The 4,350-nt window shown below is 37.7% G+C and carries 1 pseudogene; it reads left to right on the top strand.

What is annotated here, in order from left to right:
- Window positions 1-4,350, top strand: a pseudogene (locus tag C8P67_RS22105) (hypothetical protein); the annotation flags it as partial.

The following is a 4,350-nucleotide window of genomic DNA, read 5'->3' as shown; positions in this document are numbered from 1 at the left end:
CAAAGCACCTTATACATACAGCGTAACCAAAGGCGGATTACCGGTTTCAACAACTGCTTTGACTACAGGTTTAAAAGCAGGCACTTATGACATTGTGCTGACTGATGCATTGGGCTGTACTTCGGCATCTACACCGATTACTATTCTGGAGCCAACAACTGGATTATCAGCTTCGGCTGCTGCACCGGCTACTACTACCTGTAATGGAACAACTATAGTTACGGTTTCGGCTGCAGGAGGAACAGGAGCTTATAGTTATAGTTTTAATGGCGGAGCATTTACAGGAGTTAACACTTATCCGGTTAATGATAACGGTTTATCAGATCAGGTTATCGCTTATCAGGTAAGAGACGCCAATGGCTGTACAACGGTTTCTCAAAATATTACGGTTAAAAAATTAAATCCTCCAACTAATTTGGCATTCACACCGTCAGGAGTTATTACATGTGCTGTAACTTCAATTACGGTTAATTTAGCATCTACAGGTGGATTTGGAACGCTGCAATACGAGACAATTACTCCTTCGCCAATAATTAGAGCCAAACAAGTATCTAATTCTTTCGCTTCACTTACACCAGGTACTTATTACTTTAAAGTAACTGATGCCAATGGTTGTTCGTATACTGAATCATATCCTATTAATACAGTTACTCCGATTGCTGTGTCCGGAACAAAAATTAACGATGTATTCTGTAATGGAGGTTCTACAGGATCTGGTACTTATAACGTGTCTGGCAATGCGATAGTTGGAAACTATACGTTTGTATTAACGTCTGGTATAGGAACCTTGACAAAATCAAATAATACCCTGACCTTGTCTAATGTTGCGGTAGGATCTTATACAGTTGAAGTAACAGATACTGCTACACAATGTAAAGCAAGCACAACTATTATTATTACTGAGCCTACAGTGGCTTTATCAGCTAATGTGGCGAAAGTTAATGCGAATTGTATTACTACAACTTCTAAAGTCACTATTACTGCTACAGGCGGTACACCAACTTATACATATGCCTACAAGCAAGATAATATAACACCAGCAGCTGCGGATTATATTATTAGTAATACTGCTGACCTTGATCCAGCTGTAAATGCTAATTGGGATGTTTGGGTGAAAGATGCTAATGGCTGTACAGTAAAATTAGATGTTGCAGTTGTTAAGGATTTAGTTCCAACGGTAACTGCTTCTGTATTGAATCAATGTGGTGCATCAGGAAGCACATTCCAGATTAAAGCTGTTGGAGCAGCTGGTGTTGCGCCATATACTTACACAATCAATACAGGTGTTGCGCCAAGTCCAGCAGATACTTTTACAGTAGCAGCAGGAACTTATACAATTACAGTAAAAGACGCTAATGGCTGTACGAATACAACTTCTGTTACGGTTTATGATGTTTTAGATGCAGATGCTATTAAAAAGAAAGATTTAACTTGTTCTCTCCCAGCTGATGCTCAAATTGATGTAACTATTACTGGCGGAAAACCTAACTTTAGCTATAAAGTTAAATTTAATGGTGGTGCTTATGGAACTTCTACAGCTGTAGTAGGTAATACATTTACCACGAATCCATCAGCAGCAGGAACTTATCAGTTTGAAATTACAGATGCAAATGGCTGTAAAAAAGAAACCAATGTAATCACTGTTAATCCAATCGTTAATCCTGTAATTACAGGTATTACGCAAACACAAGATATCAAATGTAATGGTGACAGTACGGGAAGAATAGTAGTTACTGTTCCTACAACGGGAGAAGGTCCTTACCAATATAGTATTGATGGTGGTTTATATCAATCTTCTAATATATTTTCGGATCTTATTGCTGGCTCTCATACTGTGACTGTAAAGGACAGTAAAGGCTGTGTAAATCTTGTGCCTTATGCTTTTTCTATTGCACAACCTAATCCGATTGCTTTCAGTTTAGGGATTGTTAACATACAATGTACAGGTGCTGGTAACTCATTAGGATCAATAACTGTAAAAAATGTATCGGGAGGAACTGCTCCATTTAAATATTTCATATCAAATAATTTTGGCAGTGTTATTGTACCAAATCCTTACGTTGCGGCTAGCAATGAAGACTTTACTTTTACTATCATTGATTTTGGTATTTATACGATTAATGTAGTTGATGCAAATGGTTGTAGTTTATCAAAACAAATAACAATGTCTTCGCCTCCAGGTGATTTGTTAATTGATGTAACAACTATTGCAGCTGATTGTACAAATGGAGGTTCAGCAAAAGTTACAGTAACCGCTCCAGTTTTGGGTAGTAATTATGAATTTGGGATTTTGACAAGTAATACGGTGCCTTATGCATCAACTTTTTATCCTGCTAATTCAGGTTTATATTCTTATATTTTTGATCATTTGACTTCTGGTGTTACTTACTCTTTTGTAGTTCACGACATAACAACAAATTGTTATTATGTTAATACTGCGAGTTCTCCAATTGCTCCAGTTTCATCATTAAAATCTGTTGTAACTGCAAATAACATTTCTTGTAAAGGATCAATGGATGGTAGTGTTACTTTCACTGTTTCTAGTTTTGATACAAGTACAACTAGTATTGACTATCAGTTGTTTGCATCGCAATCAAATGCGCCGATTTCTGCAGTACTAACACAAACAGTAAGCTCAGGTGTTTCATTTACTAAAACATACCCAGTCCCAGGTACTTTGCCAGTAGGTAGATATTACATTGTTTTTACAGAGCACGGTGGTGTAAATAATGGTTGTAAATCTGCTTCTGAAGATTTTGATATTAAAGAATCAGCTGTGGCTCTAAGTATAAATGCTTCAGTTGCTAAAAATGAAAACTGTGATAATTTAGGAATTATTACTGCTTTGGCAAAAGACGGTACAGCTCCATATTTGTATATGATCACAAGTTCAGCTTTTGCACCTTCTGCAACAGACCCTGCTTGGAATTCGACAAGTACATTCACTAGAGCAGCAGGAACATATTACGTTCATGCAAAGGACGCTTACAATTGTATACAGCCAAGTGCCGTAGTTAATTTAATTAAAGACCCAATTCCAGTTATTGATTTATCAGTAGTAAATAAATGTGTTGCCGAAGGAGCTTTTGGTATCAGTGTTGCCAGAACTACTGCAGGAGTTGGTACTCATTCAATCAGCGTTGATAACAGTACTTTTACAAGTGTAGGGGCGTGGCCTCATACTGTTACTGGATTGAATTCTGGTTCACATACTATTGTAGTTAAAGACGCTAATGGCTGTATTGATACTGAATCAATTATAATAGATAAACCATTAACAGCTACTCCAGCAATTACTGCATTACCAACTTGTGCTGATAATGATGGGGTGATTACAATGTCAGGTATAGGAGGTACAGGTACTTATTCGTACACAATAGTTCCAATGCCAGTAGGTGTTACTATTGTAGCAAATGTAATATCAAAATTGCCAGCAGGAACATATACTGTAACAATGAGAGATACAGCTGTACCTGCTAATTGTACTACAACTGCTTCGGTTACATTAACTGCTCCTACTCTAGTTACTTTTACAACCACTACAACACCAGCTTTATGCGTTGGTCAATCTGATGGCAGTATTACAGTTAACTTAAGTGCTGGAAATAATAATCCTAGTTATACATATGAAATAACTGCTCCTATAATTCGTGCAGCTCAGTCTTCTAATGTGTTTAAAGGATTAGCTCCAGGAACATATACTGTAAAAGTAAATTCTGGAAGAGGATGTTCAACACCTGCTAATGTGGTTGTTGCTCCAGCTACACCTATTGCAGCGGTTACAACAGTTACAAATTTAACATGTGGCGTGGGCAATGTACCACAAAAAGCTGTAATTACTATTACAGGAAGTGGCGGTACAGGTACTTATCAGTATAGTCTTGACGGAATTAATTATTCCAGCCAAAACGTCTATGACACCTATTCAGCAGGGAATGTTACTGGTTATGTAAGAGATACAAATTCTTGTGTGGCAAGTGATTCAAAAACGATTAATGCGTTGAACAAACCGACAAATTTAGGCTTTACAGTTACAGTTGCGCCAACGTGTCCATTACCAACTGCTACAGTTCGTCTAACGGCAACAGGAGGCGTACTGCCATTGCAGTATGAAACTCTGCCAGGTTCACCGATGGTTATAGCCAAACAGATATCAAGACTTTTCAGTGGTCTTATATCTGGCGACTATACCTTCCAGGTAACCGATGCTAATGGCTGTACATATCAAGAATTGTATACCGTTAAAGCGGTAACCCCAATTGCAATAATTGGAACATTGGCAGGTGATATTTCATGTAACGCCTTAAACGGAGCGAACAATAATGGTTCAGCTAAGTTTACCGTTACCGG

This window comes from Flavobacterium aquicola (assembly GCF_003385115.1).
In the GTDB taxonomy this organism is placed as follows: Bacteria; Bacteroidota; Bacteroidia; order Flavobacteriales; family Flavobacteriaceae; genus Flavobacterium; species Flavobacterium aquicola.
The sequence above is the reverse complement of the archived record's forward strand: the minus strand, read 5'-3'. Positions and strand labels throughout refer to the sequence as shown.